The organism is Photobacterium malacitanum (assembly GCF_900185615.1).
Classification (GTDB): Bacteria; Pseudomonadota; Gammaproteobacteria; order Enterobacterales; family Vibrionaceae; genus Photobacterium; species Photobacterium malacitanum.
The window spans coordinates 42,187-62,972 of the sequence record NZ_FYAK01000010.1; the positions used below are offsets into that span (position 1 = coordinate 42,187).

Here is a 20,786-nt window from a genome sequence, read left to right on the forward strand (position 1 = left end):
AATAAATAACATATCAGAACAATAAACACTTATTGCTCAATGAATTGCGTATATGTAAACGTTGTTATTAACCAAGCAGAATATAAGATGGCGGGATTTTACCTGAAAAAAAACCAAAGGCAATCGTTTGCGTGATGGTTTGATTCATCATCGCCAAGAGCGATAGTTACCCTCTTTTTAGGTATAAAATTCATCTTTATCAACACCACAAACTGTAAACGCTAACGCTTGTTGTCCTAATTGTGTAAACACACCAGCAATTGAGACTTCCCCCACCTTCAATCGTTACTGCCATAACATTTATCTTTTTATTCTTTTAAAGTTAAATACATACGCTCAAGGGATGTTTATAATAATGCATAAACAATAAACCACAGATAAAAAGTGGAATTAAAGTCAAACTTTAAAAATATAACCAATTGAAAATAAACTATTTATTCAAATAGCGTTACGACTTAGTTAAATCTCACAGTTAAATAAAGAGAATGATAACTATTATTAAAAACAGAGATATTATATTTAATGAAAATCAGCGATAACACCAAAAAAAATGCAATATGGCTGGTATCTAGCCTTATCTTAATCAATATAGCCGTATGGGTTATTGCGGTCATTGCCTTTCATCATCATCCAGAAATGCTGGGTATGTCCCTTTTGGCCTGGTCACTTGGTTTGCGTCATGCTGTCGATGCCGATCATATTGCTGCCATTGATACCACGACTCGTAAAATGATGGAGCAAGGTAAAAAACCTATCACTATCGGAACATTTTTCTCACTTGGTCATTCAACAATTGTAATGCTAGCCGCCGCAGCGATTGCATTAACCGTTGGCACCTTTAAGTCAAAAATCCCTTTTATTAGTGATATCGGCGGCATTATTGGCACTAGCGTATCAATTTTATTTTTATTGATAATGGCCTATATCAACCTTCGTATTTTCTTATCGGTTTATAAAAAATTTAGCGCCTATAAACAAGGTATTCGTCCATCCAATGCGGATGTAAATATTCAATTAACCGGCCCATTAAATAAACTTTTTCACTTTTCCTTTAAATTTATAAATAAAAGCTGGCATATGTATTTTATTGGCTTTTTGTTTGGACTTGGTTTTGATACCGCGAGTGAAATTACCTTATTAGCACTGTCAGCAACCAATGCTTCTCAAGGAATGAATATCTGGTTAATTATGATTTTCCCGATCTTATTTACCGTTGGCATGTCGTTAATTGATACCCTTGATAATCTGGTTATGATCGGTGCTTATGGTTGGGCATTCTCAAAACCATCACGTAAACTTTATTATAATATGACCATTACTGGTATTTCTGTGATTGTGGCATTGATCATCGGTGGCTTAGAGGCACTGAGCGCCATTGCTTCAAGTTTAAAATTAAACGGCTCGTTTTGGAACGGTATTAATGCCATGACCGATCACTTTGGCATGGTCGGTATTGGGGTGGTTATGATATTTATTGGTTGTTGGGTATTATCTATTCTTAATTATAAACTACGTCGTTACGATAGATTAGATCAGCTAATTAGAGATTAATATTTTGTAAGTGCTTTCAAATATAAAAAGACCGCATTTATTGCGGCCTTTTTATTAGCTAAAAAATAAAATTATTCTTTAGCTAATAACTATTATTTAGTTCTTTAAAATATAATTAATATTGTTTTAGAAAAAATAATGCTAGCTATAGTTGTCTTCAATTTTATTAATAAATTAAGTTACGACAGACCAAGAATTGTTGTTGTACAATAGAAATAGATCAACATACCAGTAATATCAACAATAGTCGTAATTGCAGGGCTAGCAACAACAGCAGGATCAACGCGACATTTTTTGGCTAAAAGCGGTAATATAGCGCCAATCAGTGTCGCAGTAAGAACTTGAAGAAAAAGAGCTAAAGCAATAGCTAATGCAAGAAGCTTAAGTGTTACTCCTGAAGGCAAAGATACATTATGGGATAGCAGTAACACTTTAGCACATGACGCTGCAGCCAACCCTAACCCTATAAAGACTGATATTCGTAGCTCTTTCCATACTACCTTCAGCCAATCATTTAAATTTAAATGATTGAGTGCTAATGCTCTTACAATAACCGTTGCTGATTGACTACCAGCATTGCCTCCAGTATCGGCAACCATCGGCATATATAATGCGAGCACAGTCATTGCAGCAATTGCATCATCATAACTTTGAATAATGACACCGGAAATAATACCCACAGCGGCTAAACCAACAATCCAAAATATACGTTTACGTACATGATCCATAACAGGGGTTTGTAGGTAGTTCAGCCCCTTACTCTCTGACTCCTGTTGTATTCCCATCATAAGTTCAAGGTCTTCTGTCTGTTCTTGCTGAACAATATTAATCACATTTTTAGCTTCAACGATTGCAACAGGTTGACCTTGTATATTTACGACAGGAAGATAATTAACGTCTTCTTTTTGCAAAATCATTGCCGCTTTTTCTTGATCTGTATTTGTACCGCAACTTATCGATGGTGTGACAATATTAGCCAGTAATTCTTCACCATTAGCGAGCATTAATTGACTTGCTGTGACGAGACCAATATAAGTTCCATTATCGTCGGTAACAAAAATAATATCTGATCTTCCTTCATCTTTAAGGTATCTTACTACATCTGTTACGGCATCCTTGGTATGAAATACGAGTGGAACAACCTCTGATGTTTTTTTTATTACAGGATCGTCCGCCTTATCTAGCAAATCAAATTCAAGATTAAATGATGCAGGAAGAAGTGATTTTAATTTTTTCTTATAATTTGTAGGGAGCTGACATACTACTTCATAAGTATATTTTAATGAGAATTTATTAAACCAATCCTCTATATTCCCATGGCTATTTGAATGAATTAAGTCAATTAAATCCGCAATATTATCTTTATTATGAGAGAAGAAAATTTTACGAATACTTTGGTTATTAAATGTAATAGTTGTCATATAGAATATACCACTACCCATTAAAATTAATATAACAGGCATTAAAGCAAATAAATTAAATCTACAAGCATATAGTTTTATAGATATAATTTTTAAACAAACATAAAAAATAAGAATTATGATGCAAATCATTCAATAACATATACTACCATTAATGGTAAGCGATATATTATTTAATTTACATATTATCGAATATTTTAAGTGACTAAATGTAGAGCAGGAAGTGGGGAGGATATAAAGAAATGAAAAAAATGATTATCAAAAATCACTTATCTACCATCGCCAACCTCGACTGCTATTTAATAAAAATCTACTGTCTCCGTCCATGTTTTATCTCCATTTGTTGTAGTTGCGAGAATGATATATTAAAAAAAACCGAATAACAACATTGATACAATTTTATTTTAAATATTAATTAACATTTAAAATAATCAACATTAAAAATATAGTTAAACAATATTGCTACTACCATTACAATTAAAGCATTATTTACCTATCAACATACTGCCTCTAAGCTCATTACTTTAAATATTAAGCTACTAGTAAATAACCATAATGATTTAACTAATCCAATATTGCTTATAATAGAAACATCGTAACAACCTGCTTATACCTCATTGAAAATAATCTCATAAAAGCGGCTGTGACCAATTTTCCTACTGGTTTACATTTTTTAATCTTATCACTGAATAATCATCAATATAGAAACCAATCACACATTACCATTAAAATAGTAATAATCTTTTGCGTTTTCGGTGCATTGTTTTGTTTTTGGTAATTGTTACTATAGCTCCATCGAAACGCAGACGGCGTTGACAAACAATTATAAAAGATAAGGTTATACAACTCATGAAAACAGTTATTAAAGCAATTATCGCTACCGCTATTATCGCCACTTCTTACACTGCATCAGCACGTGATGGCGCATTTACTGGTAACGTTAGTTTCAATAACCAAGCGAATAATGCTGTTGTAGCCAGCCACTACGCTGTCAACGGTACTGCTGATAAATCACATTCTGGGATTGTGGTAACCAACAAAAACAGCCACATGAGCTTTAATGAAAAACTATTATCAGCCGCTGATAAATAATTAACTCACTGTTTTTGTTATTAAATCATCTTCATCAAACCGTTTTACCCTGTTTTTTATTACCCTCTATTTCGTAAAAGTGTTTTGGTATTAGCCTCTATTGTTACTTAAATGATAGGGCGTAGAATGAAGTTATTGAAGCACACAGCAACACTAAAATCGGTAAGGATATACATTTCTCCTCCAGTATATCCCTCAACGTAAACTCAAATTCAGACTTATGGCTAACGCGGTAAGTCACTATAAATTAATAAATAATTATCGGAGTTTTACTATGAGCAATGTATTTTACATGCCACCTGTAACCTTAATGGGTCCTAACGCTATTCAATCTTTAGGTGCTGAACTTGCATCAAAAGAGCTGAAAAAAGCCCTAATCGTTACAGACAGTGTATTAGTTGAAGTGGGTTTAGTTAGCAAGCTAACAGATGAGCTAAAAGCCCATAACTTAGATTTTGTTATCTATGATGGTGTACAGCCAAACCCAACTGAGAAAAACATTGAAGATGGCCTTGCGCTTCTTGCACAAAGCAATGCTGATTTTGTGATTTCATTTGGTGGTGGTTCTTCTCACGATACCGCTAAAGGTATCGCGTTGGTTGCTGCTAACGGTGGTCATATTCGTGATTACTCTAAAGGTGTTCACTTATCGAAGAAACCACAACTGCCATTGGTAACGGTGAACACAACCGCGGGTACAGCATCAGAAATGACAGTATTTGCCATCATCACTAACCAAGAAGATGAAACCAAATACCCAGTAGTTGATAAGCACTTTACGCCAATTATTGCAGTGAACGATTCAGAGCTAATGGTCGCAATGCCTAAGTTCCTAACCGCTGCAACCGGTATGGATGCATTAACGCACGCGGTTGAAGCCTATGTTTCAACCGCTGCAACCCCAATCACTGATGCATCAGCGATTAAAGCCATTGAGCTGATTGTAAACAACCTAGAAACCGCTGTGAACGACGGTCAAAATCGCGCAGCACGTGATGCAATGCAGTACGGCGAGTACTTAGCTGGTATGGCATTCTCTAATGCTTCTTTAGGTTACGTTCACTCAATGGCGCACCAATTAGGTGGTGTTTACGACCTGGCTCACGGCCTATGTAACGCTATCCTATTGGCAGAAGTTTCGCGCTTTAATGCCAAACAAGTACCAGAGCGTTTTGTTGATATCGCCAAAGCTATGGGTATCGACACTGCAGCAATGACCCAAGAGCAAGCAGTAAATGCTGCCCTTGAAGCGATTGATGCACTCTCTGAAAAGGTGGGTACCAAGCAACGCCTAGCTGATTTGGGTGTCACTGAAGATAAGCTAGCGTTCATGGCGCAAAACGCTCTAAACGATGCGTGTTCTTTAACCAACCCACGCAAAGCGAGCCTAGAAGAAATCGTAGCGATCTTCAAAGCACGGATGTAATTTAGCTTAATTAATCTATCAAAAAGGGCGTTGAAGCTAGCTTCAACGCCCTTTTGCTATGCGGGTTTGTTTCCAGTTTCAGTCAATTTCTGACGTTCTTATCACCAGCGGACATTTCTACATGGGACTTACAGCTTAAATTCATATAACAGCTGTTATGTGAAATGGGTAAGGAAGTTCGTTGATATAGCATGATATTGGTGAAGTTGGTTTCAGCAGAATCGCTTGGTGATCACAGTGAACTAGCTGAATAGTTAACTCATTATTGGATATTAGTTTATTAAAGTTAAAGCTATTGAAGGGAGGGGTCATTAGGAAAAGTATGACATAAAAATTAAGGAGTAAGCAACGCTACCACTAAATTTAAACATTGCACTATAAATCAAAACCCAACGATGACACTAAAAATGTCATACGCCGGGAATTACTCTAAATATCTTATTAAATTTTCAAATCATACTAATCTGAATAGGTTTGGCTCTTAACTGATTTGAATACTGGTTGGCTGTTAAACTCAAAAAACTATCTGGAGAGATTAGAGCCTGCTCCAGCAGACCATTTTTGTTCAAGCTAACGTACAACGCTATCGAGTATGCTTGACAGTTAATAGATTTTTTAGGGTTAAACTCTATATCACTAAATGCATCATACATCGCAACCTGAGCAGCAAGATCCTGATTTTGGACTAATGCATTGATGTACAACCAATCGTAAAAAAATGTTCGAGGTGTATTAGGAAATATTTTCCCAAAGAACTCAAAATGAGTAAGATTTCCTGACTCTTTGATGCGTAAATCCTTTTTCGCAGTCAGTGAATCCATGCCAATCAAGTCTACAAAGGGACCTCCTTGCTCAAAAACTTTACTTCCTTGGAATGCAGTTTCTACAGTGAAACTTTGTTTTTTTAACTTTGTAGTAATACACAAGTTGAATGCACTTAGCGCGACACCAAGTTCATTCATAGATTTGCTCGAAACCTCTAATATAGAGTCTATACCATTGTTTTTAGCCACCATATGAAGTTCTTGAATCGACTTTTGTTTTTGTGACACAGCCATCCCTGGGTGCCACTTAAAGTCCATCATTTTCTCCAAAACACCCACGTCTGAATCATGGTTTAAGATGGGGCAGAATATTGGTCTAGTTGCCATAACTATTAGTATTCCCTAGCAAATGTTCGAGTTCCGTAAAGACCCTTATTTGGATTGTGAACATAGGACTTGCAACCTCCGATAATGTCTTTGAATTGTTTTTCTGATTCTTTATCAGGAAAAACCACAGCACCAATGTAACCTTTTGGAATTGTATCGAAAACCAATATTTCAGCTTGAACATCCGTCGGGTCGTAATCTTTTAACTTTTGATCTACACGACTTCGTTGAGTTGGCAAGTCAGCAAACATCCCCTCAAAAGCTTCAGCGGTTTTGAGCGTTTCAATGTTTTGACTGCTAATTGCAGCATCAGCAGCATTATATTTGCAAAAAGCACTAGTGTGGTTTAGTAGCAACTCTGGTGATAAACCGAGTACACAAAATTTATCATCGCTATTGTTTCGAAGCTTGTAAAACATTTGACAGTTTGGAAAAGCAACTGATATTGAAAGTGAATCGGCATGCCCATCAAGCCTTACTTCATCATTACTCTCATATTTAACATTAGATGCATCAAGTTGCGTTCGTGGTACTAAGCCATTGCTAAATATACTCTCAAGGTTTTTTAAGTTAGTAAAATGTACCAAAAAAGGTATTTGTCTTTGTGCTATAACGTTTTTAATTTGTTCTTTTTCCATCACTAAACCCCTACTCGGTATTGTACTTACACATATGAAACTAAGTTAGTTTGATGTGGGGGTATCATTAACCTTTCTCAAGGTGTGGATTTAAGGATTAAATATTTTTTGTGAGCCAAATCAGAAATTTAACAGGGTTACTTATAACTATTCATATACTCAGGTTTAGGATCTCCATTTTGTTCGTTCACCAACAAGCAAGGTTCCTACCGTAGATTAGATTTGTTTATTAAAATTAAATGATTCGACTAACGAGATAGCAGCAAAAAAGATAAAGGTGAAAGAATTAGTTATAAGACTTTAAACTGTTATTCTTATTGTCATTTTAAGTATACCCCAACGAAACCAGTTCACTAATCACCTCAACCCACGTTGTATTATTTAAGAAACCATCCATAATAAACCATCAACAAAACCAACTTAAATTGCACTGATCACGAGTAAAAACGCTGCTCTTGTGAGGCCACATTGGCGTGGCCTGTTTCTAGATACACTTCACCACCACAAGCTCGTTTATATCGGTGTAGTAATTCTCAAGTTCTAACATCTCAATCTCCCCTTGCCGTTCTTGATAGCTGCGTTGCTGACAAGCAAATCCAATCACGCCTTTGCCAAAGCGGTCGCTGAGTTGATCAAGGGTACTGTTTAGGTTGTCTTTATTATCAAAACGGTTAAATAACTCAAATTGCTTTATTTCAGCATCAATTAAACTGGTGGCACCCACACCGACTTTATAGATCGGCTGTTGAGTAAGGTTATCTGGCAGGAGAGCATTAAATTGCGATCGCAGTTGTTGTAAGGCAAAGCTGGTATCAGTCAGTCCGCTAGCAAATGTCACTTCACCGCGACGGTAAAATGGTCGGCAGTGATCGTGTTTTGAGGTACTAATAAAAAACGCTAGCGTTCTCACTTCAGTTTTTTGATCACGTACTTTGCGCATCACTTCTGTGCAATGGTGTGCCAGTTCGGCAAATAAATCATCTTGGTGACGTAAGCGATCGCGGTAAGAAGTGGTCGACCAAATCTGTTTTTTCTTGGCCCGTTGAGCAGAAAAATTTAAGCAAGTAATCCCATTAAGCTCTGAAATCACGTTAGCGACGTTAATTGAATAACGTTTGTGGTAAGTCTTAGTGTCACATTGTTTCAATTGATAAGCCGTAACGATACCTTCTTGCAACAGTTGTTTATTTAGTTGCCGACCAATGTTCCACAGTTTACCGACTGGCATTTGTTTTAAAATTGCATCGGTCTGTTGCTCGCTCATCAATACACACTGCCCCTGATAAGGTTGGCAATTTTTTGCAGCCCACGAGGCAACTTTCGCTAAGGTGAGGGTGTTACCTACGCCCGCGCCTGTTGGTACACCGGTTTCTTTATAAATGGCTTTACGCAGCGTTTTTACATGTTGATTGAGATCGACATTAATACGTTGTAAGTGACTAATATCAAAAAACACTTCATCGACGCTATAGCGCATCGAGCGCGCACCTTCAATGTGTTTTTCAAGCGCAGTCATAAAGCGATCTGAATGGTGTGAAAAAGTGTTGAAGTTAGCTTTATATACAATACCGTTGTGGGCTCGTAGATGATCAATCTCTTCCCATATCGGAGTGAATTTGCCGATACCAAGATCAGTACAAGCACGATTAGCAGCAATAGAGATCCCTTGGCCTGCGGTTACCAACAGCGGAATATTACGCAAAGCAGGTTTATAGGTAATGCAAGACTCAGCATAAAAGCGAGTACCATCAAGTAAGCAAATCATAACGGCATCGATCGATGTAAACGTAAACTATAACGAACCACACCATGTAAGCGAGTGTAATCATCTTGAGTGATTGGATAAGGCTTAAAGCTGGAATTGTCTGAATAAAGAGTTTTAGTGTGCACATTGATCCGCTTTACAATTAAATCATTATTTAACGCCAGCACAATAACATCGTCGTTTTCTGGCGTGAGGTGGCGTTCTAGGATCAAAATATCGCGATCCCAAATGTGCGGTAGCATCGAAACACCTGCAGCACGACACAATAATGTTGAGTGCTCTTGAGTAACAATAAGTTGGTGTAAGTCGATTTCGGTTAAATCACAGTGCCAAGGTAAAGGCGGCGGCTGGCGAAAATGATGAATAGAAACGCTGATCACCCCCATCACATGCAGTTCATCCCACGCTTTTCCCGAGGCTGCAATGTGTTGGCACAATACGTTCCAGCGCGCAATGTGGCTCTCGCCATGATACTCAAACAATACCAGATCAGTGGCTAACGCCTGCAAAGCACTGTCGATCAGTAGCCAGTCACCTTTCGCAATACCAAATTTTTGATAACTGTTGTCAGCGCTGATAATGCGCATTGATGTGTGACTATGTACAAATAAAGTTTGTAGGTTTAGAGGCTGCTGACGAAAGCGAATAGTGGGATTTTCAAATCCGGTGATCCCCGCTTGTACATTGGTAGTGAGTGTTATCATGGTTAACTATACTGTGTTTTTGTACAGTTATTTTAGGGCTGTTTATGATAAGTGGCAAGCATTAGCCAAATAAAATGCCGTTCAAATTTAGTAAACGGCATGATTAATTGGTGTTGGGATAACATTGTTAACGAATCGGTATTCATCTAAAAAATCAGTGATTAAAATATTAATATTACAACCACTGATTTTTGGTATTTAATTCACTTAAGACAATGCCACCGTTGCCTTTGTTGATTCTCCACGAATAATTCGCGTTAATAACGGTGCGATAATTAACGTTAATAGTGCAATTGCTGCTGTGGTGTATCCGATCAGACTAAATATATGGCGATAAATAGTGAGTGTTTGGTGTGGATTGACAATCCCAACCGGTGCCGCTGTTAATGTTGCAACCCAACCGGCAAATACTGCTGCGGTTGCTAACGTTAAGAACCACATTCCCATCGCAAATCCCATCATACGCTGTGGAACTAGCTGAGCAACCATTGCCAAGCCTAATCCTGACACCAACATCTCACCAATAGCTTGGAAAATATAAGATAATACCAACCAGTTAGAACTGATAATACCATCGCTATTTGCAAAATTAGCCCCAAGCGCCAACACTAAAAATGAAAAACTGCTAAATACCATACCAATTGCAAACTTCAATGGCATCGCAAAACGATCACCATATTTATTATATATAAACGCCAGTATTGGGCTTGCGACCATCACCCATAATGAGTTCAATGCTTGAAATTGCTCTGGGGCAATAGCAAAGCCAAAAAGATCATGCGACACATTATGGATAGCAAAAAAGTTAACGGATGTTGGCATCTGAAGAAAAGGGACAAAAAACATCACACCTTGCAACATTAATATAAATGCTACAATCATTTTTGCACGTTCAAGGCCATGAGATAAAAATGACTCTCGAAAATACAGAAAAACAATAATAACACCAACAATAATTAAGATTAAATGCGCATAAAATAAATGCTGCAATAAAATAGAACTAACAAAACTTAATATAATAGCACTACTTAAAATACCTATATAATACGTTATATTAAGTGGTTTCATATCAGGCTTTGAACCGATCTTTTTAACCACATGACCACTAATAATAAAGTTAGCAATAGTAATAATAAGCCCTGCAGCACTAGCGCCAAACGCAAAACTATAACCAAACTTTTCGGCGATCCAAGGCGTTAATAATATAGAGAAAAATGACCCTAAATTTACCGCCATATAATACATGGTAAATGCACCATCGAGACGAGGATCGTTTTCACCATACGTTTTAGCAAGCAGACTTGATGGATTCGCTTTAAATAATCCATTACCCATCGCGATAAAACCCATCGCAATATAAATTAAGTTAGAGTCACCATAATTATTACTTGCTGATAATCCTAATAATGTATAACCAATGGTTAGAATCATTGCTCCAAGCTTAATGGTACGCTTAGTGCCTAATACTTTATCACCAACCCAACCTCCTATCGCAACAGAGCCAAAAACAAGCGCAGTAAAAGCACCAAATAATGTAAAGGTTGCAGATTCAGACATTCCAAGAATATTAACCATATATACGGTTAAAATGGCTTGCATTCCATAGAAACCAAATCTTTCCCAAAACTCGATTGAAAAAATTAAATAAAATGGTTTGGGTTGCTTAAATATGTTCCTATCGGACATTACTGAATTCCTAAATAATTCAAAAATAACTAATTCAAATGTGGTTATTTTTTATACGTCACGTACCGTCAACTCAAATAATTTTTTATTGCACAGAATGAATCATAAAAATAAAAGCACACTAAATTTACAAACATAAAATTAGCGTACAGATAAAAATAATATATATCTAAAATTGATGTGTACGATGCTAACATTATTGTCTTAATTATATTTATACAATTAAATCATTAATAATGAACTAATCGTATAAACATGAATCCAATAAGAAAATAAAGTGATAATAAATAAATTCACAACCATCTTTTATTATTACCAAATATAAAAATAGAATTTCTGAATTAATGATAAATATTATTAATATAATATAATGACAATATTTAAACACGAGCTTAAAATAAAAGTTATTTAATCTAACTAACACATTATAGACTGTTCTAAAAATCTCCTCCCATTGTTCTTCATTACCATTATTACTTCAAGGTAATAGTGCTTTTGTTTTAACTGTTATTTCTAACCTATATGTAATTAAAAATTATTTGGTAACGACTAAATAAAACTAAGGCCGCTAAATTAGCGGCCTTTATTCGATCAATAGCATGGCTTAAATAATTAATGATGTACAGGTTTTGCTAACCATACTAATGGAATCAGCAGTAAACATAATATCCCTGACAACCAAAATAAATCGACGGTTGACATCATATAAGACTGCCGAGTAATGACACTATTCACCGCATCAAGATTATTACCCATTGAATGAATAAACTGACTGACTTGATGATTAGCGACCGTAAATCCTTCTGCAATACGTGAATGATGAAATTCCATACGTTGATCCCACATCGTTGTAACAATCGATGATGAAAAACTACCAAATAAAGTACGAAAGAACGTCGATAACGCCACCGCATTGGCTATTTGATTGGGCTGGACACTATTCACAATTAAATTTTGTAGTGGTACAAAAAAAGCTAATGTTGCTGCACCCTGAATGAATTGCGGCAGCATAATATAATCAAAAGAAGCTGCTAAATTATAACTACTCCGCCAAAAACCAACGACAGAAAAAATCAAAAAGGCATAAGTTAAAATATAACGAATATCTATTTTTTGAACTAATTTACCAATAATAGGTGCGCTTACTACTGCTAGAATCCCCACAGGTGCCGTTGCATAACCTGACCATGATGCGGTATACCCCATTACACCTTGCAGCCACAACGGCAATAATACTGTAGAGCCAAAGTACACCATATACCCTAAGCTCATCACTATTACCGCAATTGTGAAATTTCGTTTGGTAAAGAAGCGAAAGTTAACCACAGGATTGTCATGATACCATTCCCAAATGATCATACAGCCCCAAGAAAGAACAGCGACGAACGTTAATCCTAAAATTATATTTGATTGAAACCAGTCATGATCTTTACCTAAATCAAGCATCATTTGTAAACTACCCGCAGCAACAACTAATAGCCCAATTCCAATATAATCAATACTTTCTCGTTGGGTTTTGGTCTCTTTTCCTTTGAGTAGAAAAAAGACTAACGCACTCGCAGTAATACCGATCGGAACATTAATGAAAAAGATCCATGACCATGAGTAATTATCCGTCAGTACTCCACCTAAAATCGGCCCCATAATCGGTGCAATAACCACCGTCATTGACCATAAGGACATTGCTAAACCGTGTTTTTCTCTTGGAAAATTTCGTAATAACAAACTTTGTGATAGCGGTGCTATCGATCCCGAAATAGCCCCCTGAATCACGCGGAAAAAAATCAACATTTCAATACTGCTCGACATACCACATAACATCGATGCAATAACAAACCCCATGGTGGCAAAGAGAAACAGTTTTACTTCGCCAAACCGACGACTTAAAAAACCCGTCATCGGCATTGATATCGCATTGGCTGCACCAAACGCGGTGATCACCCAAATACCTTGATCGGTTGATACACCAAGATTACCTGCAATAGTAGGGATCGCGACATTGGCAATCGATGTATCTAAAATCATCATGAAAGTTGCCATTGATGTCGCTAAGGTAATCAATAGCAGTTTAACGCCCTTTAGTGGCACAGATTCATTCATTACATCACCTAAGCTTTAATAAGGTGATTAACAAATATCTCAACCTTTTTATCTACAACAGCTAGGCGTTTGTTAGTCGTCTTCTGCGCACTTTCATTGGCAGTAAACACGGCATAATCAAACGGCTTATTCGCGGTCGCTTTTGTATCAACCGTGACTGTCATTGACATACCAATGCGCAGTGGATGTTGTTCAATTTGCTGCGAATCAATGTAAATACGAACAGGAACACGTTGAACAATTTTAATCCAATTACCCGTCGCATTTTGGGCAGGAATCGCTGCAAACGCACTCCCCGTACCCGCACCAATACCCGCCACAACACCATGATATGTATATTTATCACCGTAAAGATCAGACTTAATGGTAACGGGTTGTCCGGTATGAATATTATGTAACTGTGTTTCTTTAAAGTTAGCTTCAACCCAAACATTATTTAATGGCACAATCGTCATTAATGGTTGCCCTGCTTGAATTTGTTGACCAATTTGCACACTACGATTAACAACCATACCGGCTTTAGGTGCAAAGATAGTGGCATTTTGTTGATCAAGATACACATGACGTAATTGCGCAATTGCCATTTGAACTTGAGGATTATCTAAAATATTTTCTTGAGGTAATAAGGTTTGCAACGCTTGTAATTGTTTATTTAACGCAATCAGATTTTGCTCTTTAATCAAGACGGCATTTTTTGAATGTGAGACAACTTCAGCAAGCACTGAACCGTCTTTGTCCCCTCCAATTCGACGCTTATAATCTTGTTTCGCTTGAGCCAACATCACTTTTTCTGCTGCAATTTGCGCTTTTAACTGCGCGATTTGTACATACTTACTTTGTATATCACGAACCGTATTTTTAAGATTCGCTTCTGCTTGTTGTTGCTTTAATAGCAATGGGTTATGGTTTAAAGAAACAAGCTGTTCACCTTGCTTAACTTGTTGAGTATCATCAACATTGATCGCATTAACCGTGCCTGACTCTTGTGCTGTGATCATTATTCTCTGACCTGCAACATAAGCATCATCAGTGGTTTGTGAGGTGGTCGGCATAAATAAATAATAAGTCACGGCCACAGCGATAACGATAATGATAAAAACACTGAGAATAGTGTTACGTTTTTTTTGAGAAGTAGAATTAAGAGGTTGATTTGTCATATTGAGTCTCATGTGGTTTATTGTGCTAGATGACGGCTGTGTATTTTATTGTTGGCTGTTATAGCCGCCTCCAAGAGCAACAATAAGTTGTAATTGATTCTGTAGCGTTGCGTTATCAGCATTCGTGGTTTGTATCACCTGTTGATGCCACTTTATTTGGGCATTATTCATTTCTGAAAAGCTGGCTAATCCACGTTGATAACGGTGTTTAAATAGCATATAGGCTTGCTGATATTGTGTTGTTGATGCCACGGATAAAGCTTGTTGTTGTAACGCCTCTTGTAAATTAACAATCGCATCAGAGGCTTGTTTAACGGCAGTAAGCACTGATTGGTTATACACCGTCACCGCTTGGTCATAATCAATATTTGCTGAAGCATAATTAGCATCACGCACGCCACCATCGTAGAGTGGTAAAGTCGTAGCAACCGTCGCCCCACTTAAAAATAAATCGGCAGGATTCATCGAAGATAATTTTTGAAAAACGCCCATAACCATCAAATTCATATCAGGATAATAAGCGGCTTTAGCGTGTTTAATACCTTGCCGATTAGCTTCAACAAGCCATTTATTGGCAATAATATCCGCGCGGCGGCCTAATAAATTAATTGGAATCGTCGTAATATTATTCAATTGCTTTATAGGCTCAGCATTGGGTGCTAACAATGTTCCCAATTGTTGTGGTGTTTTAGCGACATATAACGCTAATTGGTTTTTTGCTAATTGCTGCTGCGTTTTGGTCATTGAAAGCTGTGCTGATAACTTATCAATATCACCTTGCTGTTGAAATAATTCAGCTTTGGTTGCGAGACCACGTTTAATTTGATCGTTAATAACAGCTTTTTGCTTATTCGTTTCACGTAATAACAGCTCAATATCCCGCTCTAAACGATAATTATTTTGTAATGTAAAATAGCTACTTGTCATCGCCGCAGACAACAATAACTTCGCTTGTACTGCTTGCGCCTCTAATGATAATTTTTGATTGGTTGCAGCAGCAATAATTGCCTTATTTTTACCCCAAAAATCAAATTGGTAAGAAAAAGAAGGCAGCAACATTCCTAGCGCTGAATATTGTGCATTATGGGGAGAGAATGCATTTAAATTTGCACCAATTGCACCACCACTAACATTAAGATTAACGCTTGGCTTATCACCCGCTTGTGCTAAAGCAACCTGTTGAGTCGCTAACTCAATACGCTGCTGAGCTTGCTGCAAGGTTAAGTTATTCGTAAGACCTAATGTGATTAATTGATTTAATTGCGGATCATTAAATTGGGTCCACCAATCCGTTTTTATATTAATAAGATCATGCTGATATAATTGAACTTGCTTAGCTGTAAGTAGCGAATGATGCGGTGGTTCAGAAGGTGGCGCCATACTACATGCCGATAACAACAATGCAGCAACTAAAGAGGCTGCAATGCGAGAGGTATAAAATGCTTTCATTTTCTGTCCTAAATTACTTTATGGTATAAAGTATAAATTGGATTAAATTGTTGTTATATAGATCACAAAGGAAAAGACTGTTGCAGACAAAAAACAATAAAATTGGCTTTGATCTTAATACGATCAAGATTTTTGCACGTGTTGTTGAAATACAAAGTTTTACGCAAGCCGCTGCTGAACTAGAGTTAACAAAATCAACAGTAAGCAGAAAAGTAGCAGAATTAGAACGATATCTAGGTGTTAAATTATTAACACGCTCAACACGCCAATTAGTTTTAACAACAGAAGGCGATACTTTTTATCGTTCTTGTTCGCATATTTTGGAAGTCTTACAACAATCTGAACTTGAAGTGACTGCTAGCCATGATTTAATTTGCGGCACATTAAATATGGTAATGCCGGTTGAGGTAGGAAAAGGAATTATTGGCGATTGTATAAAAGCATTTATGAACCTTCATCCTAATTTAAAAATCCACCTTGAGCTATCAAACCGTAAAGTTGATCTTATCAAGGAAGGCTTTGATATTATGATACAGGTTGGGGAGATTGAAGATTCGTCTTTGATTGTCAGAACATTCCATCATACAACACGGGTGTTAGTCGCTAGCCCAAAATACATAGAACAATATGGTTTACCACAAAACTTATCTGACTTAAAAATACCGCATCAACAAATTCGTATGATAAGTAATGTACGTACAAGTAATAAAGATGTACTAGAAGGGCTACCTTACCGTTTTAAAGTTAATACATTAAGTGCAGCGTTAGATATGTGCTTAGAGGGGTTTGGTATTACCTACATTCCTGAATTTTTGTGCCGAAATTTAATTAATGAAGGCAAATTAATTCATATTTTACCCAGCCTTTATAAGTCGCAAATCCCTATTCCTGTCAGCTTCATTTACCCAGAGCGTGATTTAATGCCGCGCCGATTACGTGCATTTATTGATTTTACCATCGCGCAATTTCAAGATGAGATCCAACGCCGTAAAAAAGGCTAAATGGTATTCAAACCAACGATAACAATGCCGAGTCTGCATGTACTCAATCAGGCAATCTATACTGAGTTTCCATGCTTAACCGCCTCACTTTCACTAAAAAGACAAAATTTTTAGACAATTTTGTCTTTCAAAATAAAAAACACAAAAATGTTATTGCAATGAATATTAATAACGGTCATGAAATAATAACATTATAAAAAACAGACTATTAATGTCGAACATCGATAGAAAACGCCAACTTCTCAATGACATTCAAATAGTCTCTGATCGCGTTGCTCACCAAATATACAATGTTTTAAATATCGCCTTAACAGTGGTTTTTTATACCAATACTCCAAAGTTACCAACTCGAACTAAATAGATAATGTTAAAAATCAAGGCTAATTAAGTATTTTTAATTAAAACAAAAGCTGAATTACCATTAATTTAGTAACAATGTTTTTACTATTAGGGTGATTATCATTCATGAGGTAATGAATAGAATGGCGGCATCTAATTAAGGAGTTAAATCATGAAAAACGCACTTTTTGCATCACTTATTTTATTAGCATCAGCTGGCGCACAAGCAAGCAACTCAACAGCGACAGGGCCATTAGTAAATTGTTCTCTTTCTAATGGCAAATCTGATTATATGCCAGTAATGATGTGTGAAATACAACAGCAAAATATGAATAAAAATAATGAGACTTTATAATCTCTAAAGATCATAGATTACACATTTTATTTATTATATTTTGATATGATCCAAAACAAAGGCTGCATTATTGCGGCCTTTGTTATATCTGAACCTTCGTCTTTACTAAATGCATTTCAGCACTTAGAAACTCGCGCCGTGCATCTAAAAACCTCGCCCTAAACCCTGCCCTTCATATTATTCCATTTATGTAACAATCTTTTGCTAATTAAGCGTATTGTTGTTAATGATGTAATTATCAATAATACATCCATCGAAACGCAGATGGCGTTGGTAAACAACTATCAAGATAAGGTTACACAACTCATGAAAACAGTTATTAAAGCAATTATCGCCACCGCCATTATCGCCACTTCTTACACAGCATCTGCACGTGATGGTGCATTCACAGGCAACGTTAGTTTCAATAACCAAGCTAATAATGCTGTTGTAGCCAGCCACTACGCTGTCAACGGTACTGCTGATAAATCACACTCAGGGATTGTGGTAACAAGTAAAAACAGCCACATGAGCTTTAATGAAAAACTATTATCAGCAGCTGATAAGTAATAATGCAGCAACCTAAGTATGTTTAATCACGTCACATTGTTACCGTTGAGTAAAGGTGTTTTAGTTTTAAGCCTATTGTTACCAAAATAACATGATGTAGAATACTGCTTCGACACAAACAATAACAACTAAGTTCGATATAGCAGCAGCATTTTCTCATTTTTAAACGCGCTATCAAACAGATTAAGACTTATGGCTAACACGGTAAGTCACTATAAATTAATAATAATTATCGGAGTTTTACGATGAGCAATGTTTTTTACATGCCACCTGTAACGTTAATGGGCCCTAATGCTATTCAATCTTTAGGTGCTGAACTTGCATCAAAAGATCTTCAAAAAGCCCTGATCGTCACAGACAGTGTATTGGTTGAAGTCGGTCTGGTTAGCAAGCTAACAGATGAGCTAAAAGCCCATAACTTAGATTTTGTTATCTATGATGGCGTGCAACCTAATCCAACTGAGCAAAATATTGATGATGGCCTGGAGCTATTAGCAAACAGCCACGCTGATTTTGTGATTTCATTTGGTGGCGGCTCTTCTCACGATACCGCGAAAGGTATCGCATTAGTGGCAACCAACGGCGGTCATATTCGTGATTACTCTAAAGGTGTTCACTTATCGAAAAATCCACAATTACCATTAGTTACGGTTAACACAACTGCGGGTACCGCTTCAGAAATGACAGTATTTGCGATCATCACTAATCAAGAAGATGAAACTAAATACCCTGTCGTTGATAAGCACTTCACCCCTATTATTGCAGTAAACGATTCAGAATTAATGGTGGCAATGCCTACCTTCCTCACTGCAACAACCGGTATGGATGCACTAACCCATGCAGTTGAAGCCTATGTTTCAACAGCAGCAACACCAATTACTGATGCAGCAGCAATCAAAGCAATTGAGCTGATCATGCATAATTTAGAAACAGCGGTGAATGACGGTCAAAACCGCGAAGCACGCGATGCAATGCAGTACGGTGAGTACCTTGCAGGCATGGCATTCTCTAATGCATCACTAGGTTATGTTCACTCAATGGCGCACCAACTAGGTGGTGTTTACGATCTGTCACATGGTCTATGTAACGCTATTCTATTAGCTGAAGTATCACGCTTTAACGCCAAGCAAGTACCAGAGCGTTTTGTTGATATCGCGAAAGCAATGGGTATCGATACAGCATTAATGACACAAGAAGATGCAATTGATGCAGCTCTTGATGCAATTGATGGTTTATCAGCCGCTGTTGGTACTAAACAGCGCTTAGCCGATTTGGGTGTAACCGAAGACAAGCTTGCGTTCATGGCACAAAATGCCCTCAACGATGCGTGTTCTTTAACTAACCCACGTAAAGCGAGCCTAGAAGAAATCATTGAGATCTTCAAAGCACGCATGTAATAAGCACCACCCTACATAAGGCTGGATAAAAATTACCAGCCATTATTATAAAAAGAAGGATAAATCCAATGACTACATTAACTGAAAAACCAGGTATCTCGCTGATCAAAGCAGGCTCTTTTAAGCTAAACGACCTAAGCAAGCTATTAGAAGTTGAAGGCCTAAAAAGCGACATGGCTGAAGTTGCTGTTACTAACAACAGTGCACCATTGACAATTGGTCACTTCACTATGTCTCCAGGTGTTGAATTTGAATACTTCTACGATTCAGTAGAGTACAAAGTTGTAACGAAAGGCAAGATCGTAATGCGTGATATGGAAGGCAACAAATATGTTGCTGAAGTAGGCGACGTTATTCTGTTCTCTGCTGATGTTAAAGTTATCTTTGATGCAGAAAGTGACGGTGAAGCAATCTACACTGCACACCGCCAAGCAGCTGAAGATTTTGCACCTGCAAAATAATTTCATTGCCAAATGAATCCTTAAAGCCTTGAACCTTGTTTAAGGCTTTTTTTATCGACACAATGCCATTTAGAGAATAAAACATGCCAGAGAATATCGTCGTTGAGGTGAGTAACTACAGAAGCTCACCCAAAAAAGTATCAATAAAAGCCTATTGCAATGAAAAGAAAAAACTACCAAGTGCAGTCAATATTTCATTAGAACAATATGAATCTTTTGGACTGATTCAATCTTTAACGAATATTGAAAATAACAGTAACAATCAAGTACTTATTGATAAGTGTAAAGCATTACTTGGTTACATTGCTTCAGGTGCAACCATTCGTATGAATTGCTATGCCAGATAAAATGGTCATCCGTCGATGGGCTATTTTCACTAAAAATAGGTAGATTTAAAATAAATCTAAACAATACAAAATACACCCCAGAGATTTATTTTAACTCTGCCGTACTGGCAATTTAGAAACGTAACCGCGTCACTTTATTCAATACTTCAGCCTTCACTGCCGCACAGGCCTACAAAAGCTCCCCAAAAGTATCAATA

18 protein-coding genes are annotated in these 20,786 nt (G+C 37.0%); 9 read left to right on the top strand and 9 right to left on the bottom strand.

Annotated elements, in window-relative coordinates; translation table 11 throughout:
* Positions 1-522: 522 nt before the first annotated feature.
* Positions 523-1,551 carry a HoxN/HupN/NixA family nickel/cobalt transporter gene (locus PMAL9190_RS16505; RefSeq protein WP_087846117.1) on the top strand — a complete coding sequence of 343 codons (1,029 nt, stop codon included), beginning with the start codon at positions 523-525 and terminating at the stop codon, positions 1,549-1,551.
* A gap of 179 nt (positions 1,552-1,730) precedes the next feature.
* Here the strand turns inward: PMAL9190_RS16505 and PMAL9190_RS16510 are convergent, their stop codons facing one another.
* Complete coding sequence (locus PMAL9190_RS16510; RefSeq protein ID WP_159458406.1) at positions 1,731-2,972, bottom strand: magnesium transporter; 1,242 nt, start codon at positions 2,970-2,972, stop codon at positions 1,731-1,733.
* Between the two features lie 849 nt (positions 2,973-3,821).
* Here PMAL9190_RS16510 and PMAL9190_RS16515 point away from each other — a divergent pair.
* Positions 3,822-4,064, top strand: coding sequence for a hypothetical protein (locus PMAL9190_RS16515; RefSeq protein ID WP_087821346.1), 243 nt, complete (start codon positions 3,822-3,824; stop codon positions 4,062-4,064).
* 274 nt (positions 4,065-4,338) lie between these two features.
* Positions 4,339-5,490, top strand: a complete 1,152-nt coding sequence (locus PMAL9190_RS16520; RefSeq protein ID WP_087846118.1) for an iron-containing alcohol dehydrogenase — start codon at positions 4,339-4,341, stop codon at positions 5,488-5,490.
* Positions 5,491-5,939: 449 nt separating this feature from the next.
* Here PMAL9190_RS16520 and PMAL9190_RS16525 read toward each other — a convergent pair whose 3' ends face one another.
* The 8 genes from PMAL9190_RS16525 to PMAL9190_RS16560 form a co-directional block, all read right to left on the bottom strand.
* The gene (locus tag PMAL9190_RS16525; RefSeq protein WP_087846119.1) at positions 5,940-6,641 is read right to left on the bottom strand and encodes a DarT1-associated NADAR antitoxin family protein; all 702 of its coding nucleotides are present in this window, start codon (positions 6,639-6,641) and stop codon (positions 5,940-5,942) included.
* Positions 6,642-6,646: 5 nt separating this feature from the next.
* Complete coding sequence (locus PMAL9190_RS16530) at positions 6,647-7,279, bottom strand: DarT ssDNA thymidine ADP-ribosyltransferase family protein (RefSeq protein WP_087846120.1); 633 nt, start codon at positions 7,277-7,279, stop codon at positions 6,647-6,649.
* Between the two features lie 484 nt (positions 7,280-7,763).
* Positions 7,764-9,044 (bottom strand): Y-family DNA polymerase, encoded by a 1,281-nt coding sequence (locus PMAL9190_RS16535; protein ID WP_087846121.1) that lies wholly within the window; start codon positions 9,042-9,044, stop codon positions 7,764-7,766.
* On the bottom strand, positions 9,041-9,748 hold the full coding sequence (locus tag PMAL9190_RS16540) for a S24 family peptidase (protein WP_087846122.1): 708 nt from the start codon (positions 9,746-9,748) through the stop codon (positions 9,041-9,043). The genes PMAL9190_RS16535 and PMAL9190_RS16540 overlap by 4 nt, the downstream gene beginning before the upstream one ends.
* Before the next feature lie 207 nt (positions 9,749-9,955).
* A complete protein-coding gene (gene dtpA, locus PMAL9190_RS16545; RefSeq protein ID WP_087846123.1) occupies positions 9,956-11,434 on the bottom strand; it encodes a dipeptide/tripeptide permease DtpA in 1,479 nt (492 codons plus the stop codon).
* A 612-nt stretch (positions 11,435-12,046) separates the two neighbouring features.
* Positions 12,047-13,534 (bottom strand): DHA2 family efflux MFS transporter permease subunit, encoded by a 1,488-nt coding sequence (locus PMAL9190_RS16550; RefSeq protein ID WP_087846124.1) that lies wholly within the window; start codon positions 13,532-13,534, stop codon positions 12,047-12,049.
* Between the two features lie 8 nt (positions 13,535-13,542).
* A complete protein-coding gene (locus tag PMAL9190_RS16555) occupies positions 13,543-14,691 on the bottom strand; it encodes an HlyD family secretion protein (RefSeq protein WP_087846125.1) in 1,149 nt (382 codons plus the stop codon).
* A gap of 45 nt (positions 14,692-14,736) precedes the next feature.
* Positions 14,737-16,140, bottom strand: coding sequence for an efflux transporter outer membrane subunit (locus tag PMAL9190_RS16560; RefSeq protein WP_087846126.1), 1,404 nt, complete (start codon positions 16,138-16,140; stop codon positions 14,737-14,739).
* A gap of 80 nt (positions 16,141-16,220) precedes the next feature.
* On the opposite strand from PMAL9190_RS16560, the gene PMAL9190_RS16565 reads away from it, so the two are divergent.
* The 6 genes from PMAL9190_RS16565 (at position 16,221) to PMAL9190_RS16590 (ending at position 20,589) form a co-directional block, all read left to right on the top strand.
* Entirely contained in the window at positions 16,221-17,141 is a 921-nt protein-coding gene (locus tag PMAL9190_RS16565) for a LysR family transcriptional regulator (RefSeq protein ID WP_087846127.1), read from the top strand.
* A 511-nt stretch (positions 17,142-17,652) separates the two neighbouring features.
* Positions 17,653-17,835 (top strand): hypothetical protein, encoded by a 183-nt coding sequence (locus PMAL9190_RS16570; RefSeq protein ID WP_065168651.1) that lies wholly within the window; start codon positions 17,653-17,655, stop codon positions 17,833-17,835.
* 306 nt (positions 17,836-18,141) lie between these two features.
* The gene (locus tag PMAL9190_RS16575) at positions 18,142-18,384 is read left to right on the top strand and encodes a hypothetical protein (protein ID WP_087846148.1); all 243 of its coding nucleotides are present in this window, start codon (positions 18,142-18,144) and stop codon (positions 18,382-18,384) included.
* Positions 18,385-18,629: 245 nt separating this feature from the next.
* Positions 18,630-19,781, top strand: coding sequence for an iron-containing alcohol dehydrogenase (locus PMAL9190_RS16580; protein ID WP_087846128.1), 1,152 nt, complete (start codon positions 18,630-18,632; stop codon positions 19,779-19,781).
* Positions 19,782-19,849: 68 nt separating this feature from the next.
* Positions 19,850-20,242 (top strand): EutQ-related cupin domain-containing protein, encoded by a 393-nt coding sequence (locus tag PMAL9190_RS16585; RefSeq protein WP_045071353.1) that lies wholly within the window; start codon positions 19,850-19,852, stop codon positions 20,240-20,242.
* A gap of 83 nt (positions 20,243-20,325) precedes the next feature.
* Positions 20,326-20,589 (top strand): hypothetical protein, encoded by a 264-nt coding sequence (locus PMAL9190_RS16590; protein WP_087846129.1) that lies wholly within the window; start codon positions 20,326-20,328, stop codon positions 20,587-20,589.
* The last annotated feature ends 197 nt before the right edge of the window (positions 20,590-20,786 follow it).